This window comes from Winslowiella arboricola (assembly GCF_025527015.1).
In the GTDB taxonomy this organism is placed as follows: Bacteria; Pseudomonadota; Gammaproteobacteria; order Enterobacterales; family Enterobacteriaceae; genus Erwinia; species Erwinia arboricola.
In genome coordinates this window covers 1-255 of sequence record NZ_JAODIM010000012.1, presented here as the reverse complement: position 1 = coordinate 255, position 255 = coordinate 1, and the positions used below count along the sequence as shown (strand labels likewise).

Genomic DNA, 255 nt, shown 5'->3' with positions numbered 1-255 from the left:
GACAGCCAGGATGTTGGCTTAGAAGCAGCCATCATTTAAAGAAAGCGTAATAGCTCACTGGTCGAGTCGGCCTGCGCGGAAGATGTAACGGGGCTAAACCATGCACCGAAGCTGCGGCAGCGACGCGTAAGCGTTGTTGGGTAGGGGAGCGTTCTGTAAGCCGTCGAAGGTGGACTGTGAGGTCTGCTGGAGGTATCAGAAGTGCGAATGCTGACATAAGTAACGATAAAGCGGGTGAAAAGCCCGCTCGCCGGA

General features: G+C 54.9%; 1 rRNA gene. It reads left to right on the top strand.

Features of this window, described 5'->3' with window-relative positions:
* Positions 1 to 255: ribosomal RNA gene (locus N5923_RS00055) — 23S ribosomal RNA — on the top strand; the annotation flags it as partial.